General features: G+C 64.5%; 14 protein-coding genes. 13 read left to right on the top strand and 1 reads right to left on the bottom strand.

Annotation, left to right across the window (positions count from 1 at the left end; genetic code table 11):
* Positions 1-17: 17 nt before the first annotated feature.
* From V7066_RS00450 to V7066_RS00400, 11 genes are all read left to right on the top strand, one after another.
* Positions 18-1,022 (top strand): glycosyltransferase family 61 protein, encoded by a 1,005-nt coding sequence (locus V7066_RS00450; protein ID WP_334181279.1) that lies wholly within the window; start codon positions 18-20, stop codon positions 1,020-1,022.
* Between the two features lie 16 nt (positions 1,023-1,038).
* The gene (locus V7066_RS00445; protein WP_334181456.1) at positions 1,039-1,560 is read left to right on the top strand and encodes a serine acetyltransferase; all 522 of its coding nucleotides are present in this window, start codon (positions 1,039-1,041) and stop codon (positions 1,558-1,560) included.
* A complete protein-coding gene (locus tag V7066_RS00440; RefSeq protein WP_334181278.1) occupies positions 1,557-3,119 on the top strand; it encodes an AMP-binding protein in 1,563 nt (520 codons plus the stop codon). The genes V7066_RS00445 and V7066_RS00440 overlap by 4 nt, the downstream gene beginning before the upstream one ends.
* Before the next feature lie 13 nt (positions 3,120-3,132).
* Positions 3,133-3,372: an acyl carrier protein gene (locus V7066_RS00435; RefSeq protein ID WP_334181277.1), complete on the top strand. Its 240-nt coding sequence runs from the start codon at positions 3,133-3,135 to the stop codon at positions 3,370-3,372.
* Positions 3,369-4,670 carry a type III PLP-dependent enzyme gene (locus V7066_RS00430; RefSeq protein WP_334181276.1) on the top strand — a complete coding sequence of 434 codons (1,302 nt, stop codon included), beginning with the start codon at positions 3,369-3,371 and terminating at the stop codon, positions 4,668-4,670. The genes V7066_RS00435 and V7066_RS00430 overlap by 4 nt, the downstream gene beginning before the upstream one ends.
* A 16-nt stretch (positions 4,671-4,686) precedes the next feature.
* The gene (locus V7066_RS00425; RefSeq protein WP_334181275.1) at positions 4,687-5,745 is read left to right on the top strand and encodes a cell wall hydrolase; all 1,059 of its coding nucleotides are present in this window, start codon (positions 4,687-4,689) and stop codon (positions 5,743-5,745) included.
* A gap of 322 nt (positions 5,746-6,067) precedes the next feature.
* Positions 6,068-6,808: a response regulator transcription factor gene (locus tag V7066_RS00420; RefSeq protein ID WP_334181455.1), complete on the top strand. Its 741-nt coding sequence runs from the start codon at positions 6,068-6,070 to the stop codon at positions 6,806-6,808.
* Positions 6,808-8,133 carry an ATP-binding protein gene (locus tag V7066_RS00415; RefSeq protein ID WP_334181274.1) on the top strand — a complete coding sequence of 442 codons (1,326 nt, stop codon included), beginning with the start codon at positions 6,808-6,810 and terminating at the stop codon, positions 8,131-8,133. Before V7066_RS00420 ends, V7066_RS00415 begins: the two co-directional genes overlap by 1 nt.
* Before the next feature lie 280 nt (positions 8,134-8,413).
* Positions 8,414-9,103 (top strand): carbonic anhydrase, encoded by a 690-nt coding sequence (locus V7066_RS00410; RefSeq protein WP_334181273.1) that lies wholly within the window; start codon positions 8,414-8,416, stop codon positions 9,101-9,103.
* On the top strand, positions 9,100-10,674 hold the full coding sequence (locus V7066_RS00405; RefSeq protein ID WP_334181272.1) for a SulP family inorganic anion transporter: 1,575 nt from the start codon (positions 9,100-9,102) through the stop codon (positions 10,672-10,674). The genes V7066_RS00410 and V7066_RS00405 overlap by 4 nt, the downstream gene beginning before the upstream one ends.
* A gap of 286 nt (positions 10,675-10,960) precedes the next feature.
* Entirely contained in the window at positions 10,961-11,809 is an 849-nt protein-coding gene (locus V7066_RS00400; protein WP_334181271.1) for a TorF family putative porin, read from the top strand.
* Positions 11,810-11,853: 44 nt separating this feature from the next.
* Here the strand turns inward: V7066_RS00400 and V7066_RS00395 are convergent, their stop codons facing one another.
* Complete coding sequence (locus tag V7066_RS00395) at positions 11,854-13,128, bottom strand: TetR family transcriptional regulator (protein WP_334181270.1); 1,275 nt, start codon at positions 13,126-13,128, stop codon at positions 11,854-11,856.
* A gap of 120 nt (positions 13,129-13,248) precedes the next feature.
* On the opposite strand from V7066_RS00395, the gene V7066_RS00390 reads away from it, so the two are divergent.
* Both V7066_RS00390 and V7066_RS00385 read left to right on the top strand, forming a co-directional pair.
* Entirely contained in the window at positions 13,249-15,534 is a 2,286-nt protein-coding gene (locus tag V7066_RS00390) for a TonB-dependent receptor (protein WP_334181269.1), read from the top strand.
* A gap of 22 nt (positions 15,535-15,556) precedes the next feature.
* Complete coding sequence (locus V7066_RS00385) at positions 15,557-16,429, top strand: tyrosine-protein phosphatase (protein WP_334181268.1); 873 nt, start codon at positions 15,557-15,559, stop codon at positions 16,427-16,429.
* Positions 16,430-16,441: the final 12 nt, after the last annotated feature.

The following is a 16,441-nucleotide window of genomic DNA, read 5'->3' as shown; positions in this document are numbered from 1 at the left end:
TGCGGCCGGCGGCAACGATGACGGCAGGACTGCTGCGACGGTCCCTGCCGGACATCGCTGCCGCTGCCGTCGAACGGTGGCAGATCGCTCCGGGCACCACGCTGGAGGTTCTTCCCGCGAAATACCTGCCCGGGCAGCTCGAACGCATCGCCGGAGCCGAATTCGCGTCGATCGGCGAAGTCGTGCAGCATTTCCGGGGGGGCTTCGGCTCCCGGCAATCCGCGACCATGGGCTATCGCCTCAGGAACGTGCTCCTCCATGACGGCGTGCTCCAGGCAGCGGGGGCCGTGCGGCATTTGCGGCAACGCGCGCGCTATAGGCCGCTCGCTCTCGCCCCGTGCGAGGAGGCGGGCATGGCGCTCTACGAATCCTGGCTCGGCAATCGCTGGTTCGGCAACTGGCTGAGCGACGATTGCCTGACCTATCGCCTCACGGAGAGCGCAGGCATACCTTTCACCACGCACGGGCCGGACGGGCACTTGCCCCAATACGAACGCGCGCTCGACATGTTGCCCGCACGCGGGACTTCGGCGCTGTTCCGTGATCTCGTGATCTTCGACGACGGCGGCCATAACGAACACAAGCGTCAGCGCGCCGAAGCGATGCGGCGCAGGCTCGTGCATGCGAGCGCGCCGCGCCACCCCGGCACTTTCCTGCTGCGCGGAACCAGCGGCGATGCCCGCGTATTGGCCGGCGAGCGCCGCATCGCCGAACACCTGGCGGCCAGGCGCGGGTTCCAGGTGCTCGATCCCAGCCACGCCGACCTCGCCGAGATCGTCCGCGCCTGTGGCGGCGCGCGTGTCGTCGCCGGGGTAGAAGGCAGCCACCTCGTGCACGGACTGGTGGCAATGCCGCCCGATGCCTGCGCCCTCGTCATCCAGCCGCCAAGCCGAGCGGTATCGGCGCTCAAGCTGCTCACCGACCGGCAGGGGCAGGACTATGCCCTGGTGGTGGGGAAAGGAACCAAGGATGCTTTCACAGCAGACGTCGACGAGATCGAGCGCACGCTCGATCTCGTCTGAGAGGGCCCCCGTGGCCATGCGCCCGCATGCATGGTCGACCCTCCGGAGCGACTACCGGCGCCACGGCGGCACGTTGCTGAGCGGGGCCTTCCTGTCGCTCTCCCTTTATCGCTACGGGCGTTGGGGGCGCGGGTTGCGCCATCCGCTGGCCCGTGCCTTGGTCTCGCGGACTTACGGCTTCGCCAATCTCTTTCTCGCCAATCTGACCAAGATCTGGATCCCCCCCGCCGCCACGCTGGGCCGCGACTTCCACATCGTCAATAACGAGGGGTCGCTCTCGATCCACCCCGACGCGGTGATCGGCGACCGGCTTGGAGTGATGCACAACGTCACCATCGGCTCCAACATGCGTGAGGGCGCTCCGGTGATCGGCGACGATGTCTTCATCGGCGTCAACTCGACCGTGCTCGGCGCGATCCGGGTGGGAGACCGGGTGCGGATCGCCGCCAATACCGCCGTCACCACCGATGTGCCCTCGGACTCGATCGTCGTCGGCTCCCCGGCCCGGATTTATCCGCGACTGGGGCCGCTGCGATGAGGCCCGAGACCCTTCACGAACTTTTCGCGGCTAACCTGCCGGAGCGTGCCGAAAAGGTCTTCCTCATCGACCCCGCCCGCGAGGCGACTTATGCCGAAGTGGATGCCCGCGCGGATGCCGTCGCCGCGCATCTCGCCGCGCGCGGTGTCCGTCCGGGAGACCGGGTTCTCGTGCAGGTGCGCAAGGGCGTTGCCGAGGTGGAGGCTTTGCTCGGCGTCACCCGGGCAGGCGCGGTGTTGGTCGATATCAGCACGGCCTGGAACGCCGAACAGGTCCGCTTCGTCGCCGAGGATTGTGAAGCCGCCCTGCTGGTGGTCGAGCCTGCCATGGCCCGGACGCTCATTGCGTCCCACATCGATCCCGCCCGTATCCTGCCTGTCGATGTCGGGCATGGACTGGAGGGGCTGCAAACACTGGTCTCCCTTCCTGACCATCGCTTCGAACCGCTGCCCCGATATCCCGACGATCTCGCCGCGATCGTCTATACCTCGGGATCGACCGGCAAGCCCAAGGGCGTGATGCTCAGCCACGCCAATGTGCTGCAAGGTGCGCGTTCCGTAGCGGAATACCTCAACCTCACCGCAGCCGACCGGGTCCTGAGCGTGCTGCCTTACAGCTTCGACTACGGCTTCAACCAGCTCACGACGATGATGCTGGTGGGCGGCAGCGTGGTGCACCAGCCCGTGCCGATGGCCAGCGAGATAGTCCGCTCGCTCGAACGCCATGGCGTGACCGGTCTTGCCGCCGTTCCGCCGCTGTGGATCCAGCTTGTGCGCCTGCTCGCGGTTACGCCCACACCGCTTCCAGCCCTGCGCTATGTGACCAATTCAGGCGGAAAGATACCGCGCAACATTCTCGAAATGATGCCAGATATCTTACGTAATACGCAGATTTTCCTCATGTATGGCCTGACGGAGGCTTTCCGCTCAACCTATCTCGCCCCGGAACGGTTCGCGGCGAAGATGGGGTCGATCGGCCGGGCCGTTCCGGGCGCCGAAGTTTTCGTGATCCGGCACGGCATGGGCATCGCGGGGCCCGGCGAACAGGGCGAACTCGTCCATCGTGGGCCTCTGGTCAGTCAGGGGTACTGGAACCGTCCGGAGGCGACTGCCGAGAAGATCCGGCCCTGCCCCGAACTCTTCGGCCTGATCGGCGACGAACCCGTCGTCTACAGCGGCGATATCGTCCGCATCGACGAGGACGGCGACATGTGGTTCGTCGGCCGCAACGATGCTCTCATCAAGACCAGCGGTTACCGCATCAGTCCGGACGAAGTGGAAGACCTCGTCCATCGCAGCGGCCTTGCCGCCGATGTCGTCGCCTTCGGGGTTCAGGACGAGATGCTGGGCCAGGCGGTCCAGGTCGCCGTGACCCTGCTGGGCGGCGCGACGCGCGAAGCGCTGCTGACGCATTGCCGGACGGTGATGCCCGGCTACATGGTTCCGCAGCGCATCCACGTCTGGCCGGAGGATATGCCCCGCACTGCCAGCGGCAAACTTGCGCGCGCCGAAGTGATCCGCGCCTGCCAGCCCTCGGCGCCGCCTTCTCCCGCTTTCTGAGGACCCCTCGACAATGGCCCTGACCGAAGACACCCTGATCCGCAGCATTGCCGAGTTCGCCGCGCTCGATGGCGATCTGGATGCCGAGACCCCACTGTTCTCCAGCGGCGCGCTGGATTCCGTCGCGATGCTCAACCTTATCGTGTTCGTCGAGCGCGAGACCGGCAGCGAAATCCGCGCCGAGGACGTGACGCTGGAAAATTTCGATACCGCCGCCCGGATACTCGATTTCGCGCGGAAACTGGCGGCATGACGCCAGAGGAGGAAGACGACCTTCTGGAAAAGGCGGCCGAGCGTTTCGGCACCCCCTGCTTCGTCTACTTCACCGAACGGATCGAGCAGCGCATCGCCCTGCTGCGGGAAAATTTCGGTGAAAGGCTGGAACTCAGCTATGCCGTGAAGGCCAATCCCAATCCCACGCTGTTGGCCTGGCTTTCCGGTGCGATCGATCGGCTCGACATTTCCTCGGCCGGAGAACTACGTCTGGCGCAGGAAGCCGGATGGAACCCCGCGCTGCTGAGCTTCACCGGTCCGGGCAAGCGTGAGGCCGAGATCAGCGAGGCGATCCGTGCCGGTGTCGGCCACCTCGTGCTGGAGTCCCTGCGCGAAGCGCGCCTTGCAGACCGGATCGCCCGGCAGGCGGCAAGGGTTCAGCCGGTGCTCCTGCGTATTTCGCCGGAGAGCCTTCCCAGGGGGTTCGGCGACCAGATGGCCGGACGGCCGACCCACTTCGGGATCGACATCGAGGATGCAGACGAGGCGATCGCCGAAATCCAGTCGCTTCCCGGTCTCCTTCTCGCCGGATTTCACATCTATGCCGGTACCCAGTGCCTGAAACCGGAGGTGATCGCGGAGACCTACCGCCACCTTCTGACGATCTTCGGCCGTCTCTGTTCGGTTCATGGCGTGGTGCCGGACATGCTGGTCATGGGCTCAGGCCTCGGCGTGCCCTATCACGAGGGCGACACGGCACTCGACCTGTCCGTCGTCGCCACCGCCTTGCACCGCGAGTTGGCGGTTCTGCGGGAAAATCCGCGTTTCGCCCGGACGCGAATGGTGCTGGAGCTTGGGCGCTATCTGGTTTCGGAGGCGGGCTATCTGGTCACGCGGGTGATCTCCACCAAAGTCTCGCGCGGGAGGCGCATTGCAATCTGCGACGGCGGGATGAACAACCACCTCCCGGCTTCCGGTCATTTCGGGATGGTCGTGCGCCGGAACTACCGGATGCATCGGATCGGCAAGGCCCCTGACGGGCCGTGTGCCCCCCTGGACGTGGTCGGCCCGCTCTGCACCTCGATCGACCGCCTTGCCAGCGGGATCGTATTGCCCCGGATCGAGGAAGGTGACCTGCTCGCCGTGCACAACAGCGGTGCTTACGGTCTCACTGCCAGCCCGGTGCATTTCATCAGCCATCCGCTGCCCGAGGAAATCCTCGTCATGGCTGGAAGCCTGCTTCGCGCGACCCGCGTGCCCGGGCGGATATCATCCCCGGATGACCCGGTTCGCGTGATCGACGCCGCACATCCCGCTGCCGCCAACCAGAACGCATGAGCGCGAAGCCGCGCCCATGACGCGGCTTCGCGCCTCGCTGCTGCTCTTCGCATCGGCTCTGGCCCCGGTCGAGCGGCTTCCGGACCATGGCCTTTCCGCAAGACCGCACCGCATCATGCAGCCTGACATTGAACCCTCGCGTCCAAAGGCGGCGGCCATCGAACACGTCCGCGCTTTCAACGCAGCGATTCCGCTTGCCACGGCCGCGCTTACATCCTCCCGCCCCTTCATTCTCGAAGCTGGTCCAGAGGACCGCGCAAGGGCGATCGACTGCCTTGCCGCTGCCGACTACTATGAGGCCGGTCCCGGAGCACTCGATCAGCGCGCCGTGGCGCAAGTCGTGCTCAACCGCGTGCGTCATGCCGCATTCCCGGCGACGATCTGCGGCGTCGTCTTTGCCGGCGCGGAACGTGCGACCGGTTGCCAGTTCACGTTTACCTGCGACGGTTCGCTGGAGCGTCATCGCCCTTCGCCGCGCCACTGGCTGGAGGCGCGCGAGACCGCTGCCGAAATGCTGCTGGGACGCGTCGAAACTACCGTCGGCCAGGCCACGCACTACCATACCGATTGGGTCAGCCCACCTTGGGACCGCGCAATGGACAAGCTCGCGGTCGTCAAGACGCACCTGTTCTTCCGTTGGCGCGGAACGACCGGTTCGCCTGCCGCTTTCCTTCAACGTCATGCCGGGCGGGAACCGCGAATGGCACAGCTCGCCGGGCTATCTCCTGCCCACGGCGGTCCAGCGCGCCAAGCACCGCCCACACTGTCGGAAGCACCGGGGAGCGCACCGACCTTCAAGCCCCATGCCGGACTTTTCCTTGTTGTCGTTCCCGCCGACGCGCCCGGAACGTTCCCGCGCCTGGCCGAAGAACGCTGCGCCGGACTACAGGAATGCCGCTTTATCGGCTGGACCGATCCCAGTCGTTCCGGGCAGGCGATGCCTCTGTCCGGAACGGCTGTAGATGCGATTTCCTTCACTTTCGTCCGCCGTCCAGGGATTCCCGACCACGCCCTCTGGAACTGCACGGAATTTCTGCGTAGCATCCCGGATGAGTGCCTCCTGCGCGGAACCTGATTGCGCACCACGCGCATTGCTCAATGTTTTCCGGAATGTTTCCAAGCACTTCTCAGCAGAAACATTTCGTAACAATTCCGCACAAACCAAGACATGCTGCATGGCCAAGTTCCGCCCCAGGAAAAAGGCAACCTGACGGCATGATATCTCTTCACGGCGAGCGCCCTCGACACCGCCGCTTCCGGCGCGCGATCCCGGCCAGCCGCCACCGGGAAATTGCAGGTCGGGTTTGCCAAGCCGCACCCGAAAAACTACATTTGATCAAGAAGAGACGATGAGCAACACCACAGCCCCCATTTATCGCCATCTCGATGACGGCCCGATGCCCACCCCGACGATCCTGCTCGTGGAGGACGACGGCCCCCTGCGCACGCTGACCGCCCGCGCCCTGCGCCAGACCGGCTTCAACGTGCTTACCGCCGCGACCGGTGCGGAAATGTGGGTGACCTTGCGCGAAGGCCCGGTCAGCCTCGTCGTTCTGGATATCATGCTTCCGGGCACCAGCGGCTTCGACCTGTTCCGCCGCCTGCGCCGCGAATGCGACATTCCGGTGATCTTCATCAGCGCCCGCGGCAGCGAGGAAGATCGCGTTCTCGGCCTCGAACTGGGCGCGGACGACTATCTCGCCAAGCCCTTCAGCACCCGCGAACTGGCCGCCCGCGTCAGCGCGGTCCTGCGCCGCGGCGGCAACAATCCGACCTCGGCCGATTTCACCGGCAGCGACGCCGTTGCCGACGGCCGCACCCCCGAATCGATCCATTTCGAAGGCTGGAACTTGTCGATGGCGCGCCGCGAACTGCGCTCGCCCGGCGGGGCCATGGTCGACCTGACCGGTGCCGAGTTCGACCTGCTCGCCACATTCCTCGCCTATCCGCAGCGGGTACTCGGCCGTGAGCGCCTGATCGAACTTTCGCGCTCGCGCCTGGGCGACAGCTCCGATCGCAGCGTCGACGTGCTCGTCAGCCGCCTGCGCCGCAAGCTTCAGGCCGAAGGCGCGGAATCGCCGATCGTGACCGTCCGCGGCGTCGGCTACATGTTCAAGGCCGAGGTCACGCGCGCCTGATGTCCTTGCGCCGGTTTCGCCTGTTCCGGCGCTTCGGTCTGCCCGAGCGGCTGATTGCGGTCCTCCTGCTGGTCTTCGTCATCGACGTGGTGTGCAACACGGTTCTGTTCGAACGCGCCAATACGTTCGAACTGCGCCGCGACGATGCCCAGCGCATTGCCGAGAACCTCGTGCTGGCGCGCCGCGCCGTCGAGCACTCGGCGGCAGGCGAGCGGCAGGCGGTCACGACCGCGCTCAGCACGGCTAAGTTCTCGCTCAAGCTGACCGACCAGAGCAAGCGCTATCGCGGCTCGCTGAGCCTTGCCAACTTGCGCGCGCAAGTGATCGAGATGGAGCCGGAACTCGCGCATAGCGACCTGGAACTCCATCTCGAATCGATCCCGCGCGAAGGCAATATCGGCGGTTCGCTCCGCTTGGTGGACGGCGGGGTGCTGGATTTCCGGACCCATGCCCGTTCGGCCTGGAAACTCAGCATCGGCCGCTTCGCCAGCCTCGTGCTGCCGACGGTACTGCTGATATCGCTGGCCTGGCTGCTCTTGCGCGCCGCGCTCAATCCGTTGCGTTCGCTGGTGCGCGCTACCCGTCATTTCGACGCGGGTCCTCCGCGCCCGGTCCCCGAACACGGGCCTGACGAAATGCGCGAGTTGATCCGCGCAATGAACGAGATGCAGGAGCGGATCCATCAGTCGATGCTCGACCGCACGCACACGATGCTGGCCATCGGTCACGACCTGAAGACCCCGCTTTCGCGCATACGCCTGCGGCTGGACGACGGCGAGGTCGATCCGGTCGTTCGCGACGGCATCAACCATGACATCGACGAGATGCGGATGCTGCTCGATTCGATCCAGGCCTACGTCGATACGGGAGGCACACAAATCCCGGCCGAGCGCATCGATCTTGCCATCATGGCCGAGACGCTCGTCGATACCGCCGCCGATCGCGGTGCGGATGCATCCTATTCGGGCCTTTCCAGCCTGGTAATCATGGCACGCCCGGTCTCGATTCGCCGTGCCCTGTCGAACCTGATCGAGAATGCACTGCATTACGGCGGCAATGTCCGCGTCGGGCTTCGCAAGGACGGCGGTGCGGCCGAGATCACCGTGGACGACGACGGCCCCGGTATTCCCGAAGATCGCATCACCGACGCGCTACAACCGTTCATCCGCCTTGATACCGCACGTGCGCGCGACACCGCCGGAATGGGTCTCGGCCTGCCGATCGTGCGCAAGGCCGTGCGTTTGGAAGGCGGTACGCTGGACCTGAGGAACCGCCCCGAAGGCGGACTGCGCGCCACAATTCGTCTGCCGCTTGCAGCGCAATAAATTTCCTGCTGCAAAGCAGCAAGGGTGACACTTTCGCTTAACCGCTTGTTATGGTTCGGCAATAGCGCGACACAAAATGAGCAGCCTTCGAAAACCCCCGGATACCCTCGCAATTCGATGAATTTTCTTTCATCCCCGCTGCAGCGCAGCAACATTTCCTGACAAAAGCGAACGACAATCGAAAATCGCGACCCGTACTTTCCATGACAAGCTCCGTGTCTCGTGTTCCCCCTTCGGAGCGCGGAGCACCAGACAACGAAAACAAGGAAAGGTTACGAGAGTGAACGAACTGATCGGTCGCGTCTTCCACTTCGAGAAGACCATCTTCCCCGCCAGCAGCGAACTGTTCGGCAAACTCGCCAACGAGGGCCAGGAACCCAAGGCGCTGATGATCTCCTGCGCGGACTCGCGCATCGTCCCCGAGCAGATCATGCAGGCCCAGCCCGGCGACCTCTTCGTCTGCCGCAACGCCGGCAACATGGTGCCCCCTTACGCGACCCAGAACGGCGGCGTGACCTCCACGGTCGAATACGCGGTGGCCGCGCTCGGCGTGCGCGACATCATCATCAGCGGTCACTCGGGCTGCGGCGCCATGAAGGCGCTTGCCGACCCCACCGGCCTCGAAGCGATGCCGAACGTCGCTGCCTGGCTCAAGCACGGTGCGGCTGCCGAGCACATCGTCAGCACCTGCCACGGCGAACTCGAAGGCAATGACCGCGTCCGCGCGATCACCCTCGAAAACATCATCGCCCAGATCAGCCACCTGCGCACGCACCCGGCCGTCGCCGCGGCCATCGCGCGCGGCGAAATGACGCTGCACGGCTGGTTCGTCGACATTCACGCCGGCCAAGTCCTGGGTCTCGACGGCGACACCGGCCAGTTCGTGCCGCTGCGCGAAGATGCCCCGCTGCCGGTCGCGCTCGCCGCGAAGGCCCGCGTCGCCATCGAATTCGCCGAGGCAGCGGAATGACCTCCGCCCTTTCCACCCCCTCCTCCCCGGCTTCGGCCGAGGGCCCCTCCAAGAGCGGGCCTTTCGCCCACTTCGGACGGGATTTCACCGCATCCATCGTGGTGTTCCTCGTGGCGATGCCGCTCTGCATGGGTATCGCCATCGCCTCGGGCGTGCCGCCTGAAAAGGGGCTCGTCACCGGCATCATCGGCGGCCTCGTGGTCGGCCTTCTGGCAGGCTCACCTCTCCAGGTGAGCGGCCCGGCGGCCGGTCTCGCCGTTATCGTTTTCGAATTCGTGCGCGAGCACGGCCTCGAAGCGCTGGGTCCGGTCTTGCTGCTGGCCGGTGTGTTCCAGCTCGTCGCGGGCGCGCTTCGCCTTGGCGGCCTGTTCCGCGCGATCAGCCCGGCGGTCGTCCACGGCATGCTCGCCGGCATCGGCGCGCTGATCGTCATCGGTCAGTTCCACATCCTCTTCGACCAGAAGCCGATGTCGAGCGGACTTGAGAACATGGCGATGATGCCCGCGCGCATCCTCGGCCTGGATCCCACCAATTTCGCTTCCACCGAACTCGCGCTGATGCTCGGCGTGCTGACGATGGCCGTGATGCTCGGTTGGGAAAAGGTGCGCCCGAAGAGCATGGGCCTCGTCCCCGGTGCGCTTCTCGGCGTCGTCGCGGCGACCGCCGTGGCCTGGACCATGGGCCTCGACGTCGCGCGCATTGCCGTGCCGGAATCGATCGGCGCCGCCTTCGCGCTGCCCACCAGCACCGGCTGGTTCGCCCCGCTCGCCAATCCCGCGCTGATCGTCGCCGCGCTTGCCATCGCCTTCATCGCCAGTGCCGAAACGCTGCTTTCGGCCGCCGCGGTGGACCGCATGCATGACGGCGTGCGTACCAAGTACGACAAGGAACTGCGCGCCCAGGGCATCGGCAACCTGCTTTGCGGCGTGTTCGGCGCCCTGCCGATGACCGGCGTGATCGTGCGTAGCTCGGCGAACGTCCAGGCCGGTGCCAAGACCCGTCTTTCGACGATCCTTCATGGCGCCTGGATTCTCGCCTTCATCGCTCTGCTGCCCTGGTTGCTGCGCGAAGTGCCGATGGCGGCACTGGGCGGCGTTCTGGTTGTGACCGGCTGGCGCCTTGTAAGCCTCAGCCATGTGCGTCATCTGTTCCACAACTACGGCGCCTTCCCTGCGGTGATCTGGGCGGTGACCTTCGCCCTCGTCATCACCACCGACCTGCTGACCGGCGTGCTGGTCGGGCTGGCCCTGACGGTGCTGGAACTGGCTCCGCACTTCCGGAACCTGAAGCTCAAGGTCGAGGAACACGTCGAAGAGCACGAGGCCGGCGAAGCGACCCGCCTCGCACTGGGTGGCGGTGCCACCTTCCTCGGCCTCACCCGCCTCAACAAGGTGCTGGAAAAGCTGCCGCACGGCCGCCCGGTCCATCTCGACCTTGGCCAGCTCAAAGTCATGGATCACACCACGGCCGAGACGATCAGCGAATGGCTCAACCGCCGCCGCCAAAGCGGCCATTCGGACCGCGTGACCGGCCCCGCGCCGATCCTGCGTCCGCTGCCGGTCGCCGCCTGAGGTCGCGGCCGACAGGACTTCACTTCTCGTATCGTGCGGACGCACTGTCATCCGCACCTTCCCTTTACCGGGCGGCTCTCAGGAGACCGCCCGTTTTTTTTGATAAATTTCCTTTTCGCACAATCAGCTCCGGTCTGGCGGTATTTTATTATAATTTCCTCTGGCTGAAGAGCATAAATTACGGTAATCCATACAAGTCTGTCTGAAACGGAGCCGCCACGCATGTAGGCTCCGGCAAACAGGCCGCAGGATGGAACGCGACAAAGTCAACATGAGGGCGTTCCATATGAAAATCCGTCTTGCCGCAGGCCTGCTCGGCCTTGCTGCTTCCGGCCTGGCATTCTCCGCTCCGGCGATGGCCCAGGAAGAAGCTCCGAGCGAGATCACCGTGTCCGGCTCCGTCGGGCTCGTGTCCGACTACCGTTTCCGCGGCGTCTCCCAGACCGACAAGGAAATGGCTGTGCAGGGAGGTATCACCGTCTCGCATGAGAGCGGCCTCTATGTCGCCACCTGGGGTTCGAACCTTGCCGGGTGGGGCACCTTCGGCGGCTCCAACATGGAACTCGACCTCGTCGGCGGCTATGCCACCGAGATCACCAGCGGCGTAAAGCTCGATGTCGGCCTGACCTGGTACATGTATCCGGGCGGCGCCGACAAGACTGACTTCGCCGAACCTTACGTCAAGCTTTCCGGTACGGTCGGCCCGGCCAACCTGCTCGCCGGCGTGGCCTACGCGCCCAAGCAGCAGGCACTCGGCAAGGTCTACGCCAGCGGTGCGGACTATGCCGACGGCATCGGCAATTTCGGTGCCAAGACCGACAACGTCTATCTCTGGCTTGACGGCAATACCGCCATTCCCAACACGCCGCTGACCCTCAAGGGGCACTTCGGCTATTCCAACGGCAACTCGGGCCTTGGCCCCAACGGTACCAGCGTCGCCCCGACCGGCGAGTATCTCGACTGGATGCTCGGCGCAGATCTCGCGCTCGGCCCGGTGACGCTGGGCGTCGCCTATGTCGATACCGACATTTCAAAGTCGCAGAGCGCCTATCTGCAGCCCAACTTCTCTTCGACGAAGAATGGCTCGCAGATTGCCGGCTCCACCGTGCTGTTCTCGGTGGGCGCCAGCTTCTGATTGACCTGATCGCGGCGCCCGACTTCTGATCGGGCGCCGCGATTTCACAACCCGGCCCGCAAGCCTGCGATCAGCAAGTCCATTTCATCAAGGTTGGCATGGATTTCAGCCTCGGATCGTCCGATCAAGGCGCGGCGCTGTCCGGAAACCAGGCAGGAATAGATGGCCGCGTCGAGCGGCGAAATCGGCGCGTCTCCGCCCAGTTTCCCGGCCAGTAGCGTCCTGCTGCTTCGCCCCCGGAGATAGCGCAGTTGCGGGGCGAAATCGCGCAAGTCCGGATCTTGCGCCACGGCCAGCATCAGTTCCTCCATCGCGGCAAGACGCCGGGGCTGCGACCCGAAATCCCGCCATGCGACGATGGGAACGTCACGATCAACCGGCGTGACCGGCTTTTCCAAAGGCTGGATCAAGCGCTGGTAGATATCGTTGAAAGCCGCGCGCACCAGGTCCGCACTCGTCCGGAAATTGTAGGACGTCACCCCCAGCGTCACTTGCGCCCGCGCTGCTACGGCCCGGTGCGTAAGGGCCGCAACACCGCCTTCTTCGACGATATCGGCAGCCGCGATCGAGATCGCGGCTGCGACGCCGTTCTGAACCGCGACTTCCGGTGCCGAAGCCAGTGCCTGTTCGCGCGCATGGCGTCGCCAAGGCCCCTCCTCGGCCAGTTCGCCGGCCAGCCACCGCCCCCAACCCATGCAGAACTCGTCGAGTGCGGCACGATCGATAGTACGATGCCAGCGCATCAACTGGAATTGGGCAGTAGCCTCGAAGATGTGAGAGGTCATTGCCGCAAAGCGGCCGAGCCCGGCCTGCCCGCATAATTCTCTCCAGAATGCAGCCCAATGATCGCGCCAGGCGTCGATCGCAGCGACATACGTCTCGTCACGCTGGGCCAGGAGATGGCACTGGCTCCACGCGAAAGCCAGATCGCGGCACTCGGTCGTCCAGTCATCGATGAGAATCGCCAATGCCCTTGCGAGCGAATCGACGCCTCCATTTTTCGGCCAGCCGTTCATCTCCTCCAGTTTCCGGCTGCACCAGATACGGGCCGCGTCATGCGCATAACCCTGCGCCGACTGGAACAACTGTTCCATAGAGCCGAAGTGATGATAGATGCTGGAGGTAGGCAACTCCGTGGCGCGCGACAAGGCCCGAGCGGAAACCGCCGAATGCCCTTGATTCGCCCAGATCTGCAACACTGCGCGGATAAGCTTTTCTTTTGAAGAAAATTCAGTGTTTTCAGAATCTTTCACGTAGAACCGATCATCTTTGTCAAACGAAAAAGCCGAGGCTTCGGATATTCCTTGCCACATTGCCATAAGCCGCAATGCGGCAACAAGCGATCCGTTCCGGCCGCATCGTACAAGCGGTACAAACGTAACACAGGTGACATACAGACGTTCTAGCGGACGCCTCGCAATCACTATGAGGGTCGTTTCATGTCTGTCCACAACGCGCCATCGTTTCGTTCTATCGCCTTGGCTGGAAGTGCATTCGGCGCGCTTCTCTCGGGCGGCACCGCCCATGCCGCCGAAGCTTCAGTCGAAGCCGAGGTAGCCGCCGCCGACAGTGCTGCCGCGGAAGCCGGCCCCGGCCTGAGCGACATCGTCGTGAGCGCCCAGAAGCGGGAAACCAGCCTTCAGACGACCCCGATCTCGATCGCGGTAGTGAACGCCCAGGACCTCCAGAACCGCCATGTCGTCTCGCTGGAATCGCTGGCGGACGGCTCCATCCCCTCGCTCCGCATCGCCCCGATGTTCTCGCGCAGTTCGGCCCTGACCGTCGGCATGCGCGGCATCGGCACTCTGGGCGACGCCAACCAGCCCGCCCGCGACCAGGGCGTCGGCGTCTATATCGACGGCGTGTTCATGGGCCGCGCACAAGGTCTCGGCTCGGCGCTTTACGATGTCGAACGCATCGAAGTGCTCAAGGGACCGCAGGGCACGCTCTTCGGACGCAATACCGAAGGCGGCGCGATCAGCATCGTCACCAAGAAACCCAGCGGCGAATTCGGCGCCCGCGCAACCGTGGGCGTCGGCAACTACGATTCCCGCGAGGCCGGGCTTCACCTCGACCTGCCCAGCTTCGCCAATATTTCCGTCAAGCTGGACGGCCTCATCACCACCCGTGGCGGTACCGTGGACAACCCGCTGGCTGGCGAGCATGACTTCAACGCCTACAACAAGAAAGGCGCGCATGCCGCCGTGCTCTGGGAGCCGAGCAGCAATTTCAATGCGCTCTATTCGTTCGACATCTCGCGCGACGAGACCACGCCGTACTACCTCCAGCTTCTGACCAGGACCACCGGCCCGCTGCTCCAGATGCAGCCCGACCGCGCCAAGGTCGCCAACATCGGCGCGCCGCAGCCCTGGGCACTCGGCAAGACCAGCGGCCACCTGCTGACGCTGGACTGGACGGTCTCGCCCGAACTGGAGATCAAGTCGATCAGTTCCTACCGCCAGCTGACCCAGACCCAGAACGATAACGGTTCGGCCAACCTCGGCGTCTTCATCAAGGGCTATAGCGACAACACCAATTTCAGCCGCTTCAGCCTCGCCGACGTGTGGCAGAAGCAGTACAGCCAGGAAATTCAGCTCATCGGCACGCTGAAGGAAGTAAACTTCGTGGCCGGCGGTTTCTATTACCACGAAAAGGTGCGCGATAACGCCTGGACGCCTTACACCAACAAGTGGAACGCGGACGGCACCGACTATACCATTCTCGACACCCCCACATCCTCGATCCCGTTCCCCGATCGCGCCAGCCACGCCGTTACCGAAAGCATCGGCGTCTTCGGTCAGGCGACCTGGACCCCGGCCATGCTGAACGACATCGTCCATCTGACCGCCGGCGGCCGTTTCACGCATGACAAGAAGACCGGCGCGCTCGAAAAGGTGAACGGCGTCGACACCGACTACACGCTGGACGCCTCGTGGAACCGCTTCGATCCGATGGTGAACCTTGCGGCGGATGTGACCCAGGACGTCCACGTCTATGGGAAGTGGAGCACCGGCTACAAGGCCGGCGGCGCCAACAGCCGGTCCAAGGAATATCACAGCTTCGACCCGGAATCGGTCTCGACCTTCGAAATCGGCGCCAAGACCGAGTTCTTCGACCGCCATGCCCGCTTCAATATCGCGGCCTATACCTCGGCCTATAAGGACATGCAGATCGACTTCAACGCGCCGGTGCTCAACACCACGCGCACGACGATCGAGACGCGCAACGCCACCGGCAAGGGCCGTATCAAGGGCATCGAGGCCGACCTGACTGTCACGCCGATCCAGGGCCTGACGCTTACCGGCTCCTACGCCTATACCGACGTCCACCTGCCGCCCGCAGCGAACCCGTTCGACGGGGACAAGCTGGTCCAGGTCTACACCGTCTATACGCCCAAGCACGCCGCCAGCGGAGCTATCGACTACGAACTCCCGGTCGCCGACGCCACGCTGCGCTTCCACCTCGACGGCAACTACGCCACCGGCCAATATTCGCTGGCCAGCGACGGAACGAGCACGGGCAAGTCCTTCATCGTCAACGGCCGCGTCGCCCTCGCCGACATCCGCATGGCGAGCGGCCCCGACCTCGAACTCTCGGTCTGGGGGCGCAACCTGTTCAACGAGGCCTATACGTTCGTGAAGGCCAATGGCGGCTCTTCGCTGGGATACTACGGCATCTTCAACGATCCGCGCACCTTCGGCCTGTCCGCGACGGTCAAGTACTAAGCCTCCGACAAAGGAAAAGACCATGAACTGGCGTATTCCCGCCGGCGCCCTTCTCGCGCTCGGCCTTCTCGTTCAGCCCGCGACCGGCTCGCTGGCACAAGTCTCCGCGCCTGCCCGCCACGCCGCGCACCAGCGACTGCTGCCGCTGGAAGGCGGCCGCAACTTCCGCGACCTCGGCGGCTATCGTACTGCCGACGGCCACACGGTGAAATGGGGCATGCTGTTCCGCTCGGGGTCGATGGTGGACCTGACGGCGCAGGATCTCGGCTATCTCAACAAGCTCGGCATCCGGACGATCTGCGACTACCGCGACCGCAATGAGCGCAAGGCCGAGCCGATGCCCTGGGCCGCAGGAACCGGCCCGACGATCTTCGCCGACGACTATGACGGCATGGCAGTCGGCCTCATGCCGAAGGACATGGGCAAGATCACGCCGGAAACTGCCTCGGCCATCATGGCGAAGACCTATCCGATGATGCTCAAGACTTTCGCACCGCAGTTCAAGCGCATGTTCGGACAGCTTCTGGAGGGCAATGCACCGCTGGCGTTCAATTGCTCGGCGGGCAAGGATCGGACAGGCGTTTCGTCAGCCCTCCTGCTCACCGCACTGGGCGTGCCGCGCGAAACGGTGATCCAGGACTACCTGCTCACCAACCAGTACCTTCCCGCCGCACTCGCCAAGGCGAAGACCGGCCCGAGCGATGCGACCGGCAAGGCCTTCATGTCGCTGCCGCCTGCTGTGCAGGCTGCCTTCATGAAGGCAGACCGTGCGTATATCGAAGCGGCATTCAAGGCGCTCGACTCCCATCGCGGCGGGGCCATGGGTTATCTCAAGGACGAACTGGGACTGGACAAGCCGCAGATCGCGAAGCTGCGGGCGCTCTATCTCGATTGAGCATAAGGACGG

The sequence above is a fragment of the Novosphingobium sp. genome, assembly GCF_036820275.1.
Lineage (GTDB): Bacteria > Pseudomonadota > Alphaproteobacteria > Sphingomonadales > Sphingomonadaceae > Novosphingobium.
The sequence above is the reverse complement of the archived record's forward strand: the minus strand, read 5'-3'. Positions and strand labels throughout refer to the sequence as shown.

Excerpts from the sequence above, each read along its gene's own strand:
- V7066_RS00440 (WP_334181278.1), top strand. The coding sequence starts at position 1,557 with ATGAGGCCCGAGACCCTTCACGAACTTTTCGCGGCTAACCTGCCGGAG.
- V7066_RS00415 (WP_334181274.1), top strand. The coding sequence starts at position 6,808 with ATGTCCTTGCGCCGGTTTCGCCTGTTCCGGCGCTTCGGTCTGCCCGAG.
- V7066_RS00435 (WP_334181277.1), top strand. The coding sequence starts at position 3,133 with ATGGCCCTGACCGAAGACACCCTGATCCGCAGCATTGCCGAGTTCGCC.
- V7066_RS00385 (WP_334181268.1), top strand. The coding sequence starts at position 15,557 with ATGAACTGGCGTATTCCCGCCGGCGCCCTTCTCGCGCTCGGCCTTCTC.
- V7066_RS00430 (WP_334181276.1), top strand. The coding sequence starts at position 3,369 with ATGACGCCAGAGGAGGAAGACGACCTTCTGGAAAAGGCGGCCGAGCGT.
- V7066_RS00405 (WP_334181272.1), top strand. The coding sequence starts at position 9,100 with ATGACCTCCGCCCTTTCCACCCCCTCCTCCCCGGCTTCGGCCGAGGGC.
- V7066_RS00445 (WP_334181456.1), top strand. The coding sequence starts at position 1,039 with ATGCGCCCGCATGCATGGTCGACCCTCCGGAGCGACTACCGGCGCCAC.
- V7066_RS00390 (WP_334181269.1), top strand. The coding sequence starts at position 13,249 with ATGTCTGTCCACAACGCGCCATCGTTTCGTTCTATCGCCTTGGCTGGA.
- V7066_RS00425 (WP_334181275.1), top strand. The coding sequence starts at position 4,687 with ATGACGCGGCTTCGCGCCTCGCTGCTGCTCTTCGCATCGGCTCTGGCC.
- V7066_RS00450 (WP_334181279.1), top strand. The coding sequence starts at position 18 with ATGACGGCAGGACTGCTGCGACGGTCCCTGCCGGACATCGCTGCCGCT.
- V7066_RS00395 (WP_334181270.1), bottom strand. The coding sequence starts at position 13,128 with ATGGCAATGTGGCAAGGAATATCCGAAGCCTCGGCTTTTTCGTTTGAC.
- V7066_RS00400 (WP_334181271.1), top strand. The coding sequence starts at position 10,961 with ATGAAAATCCGTCTTGCCGCAGGCCTGCTCGGCCTTGCTGCTTCCGGC.
- V7066_RS00420 (WP_334181455.1), top strand. The coding sequence starts at position 6,068 with ATGCCCACCCCGACGATCCTGCTCGTGGAGGACGACGGCCCCCTGCGC.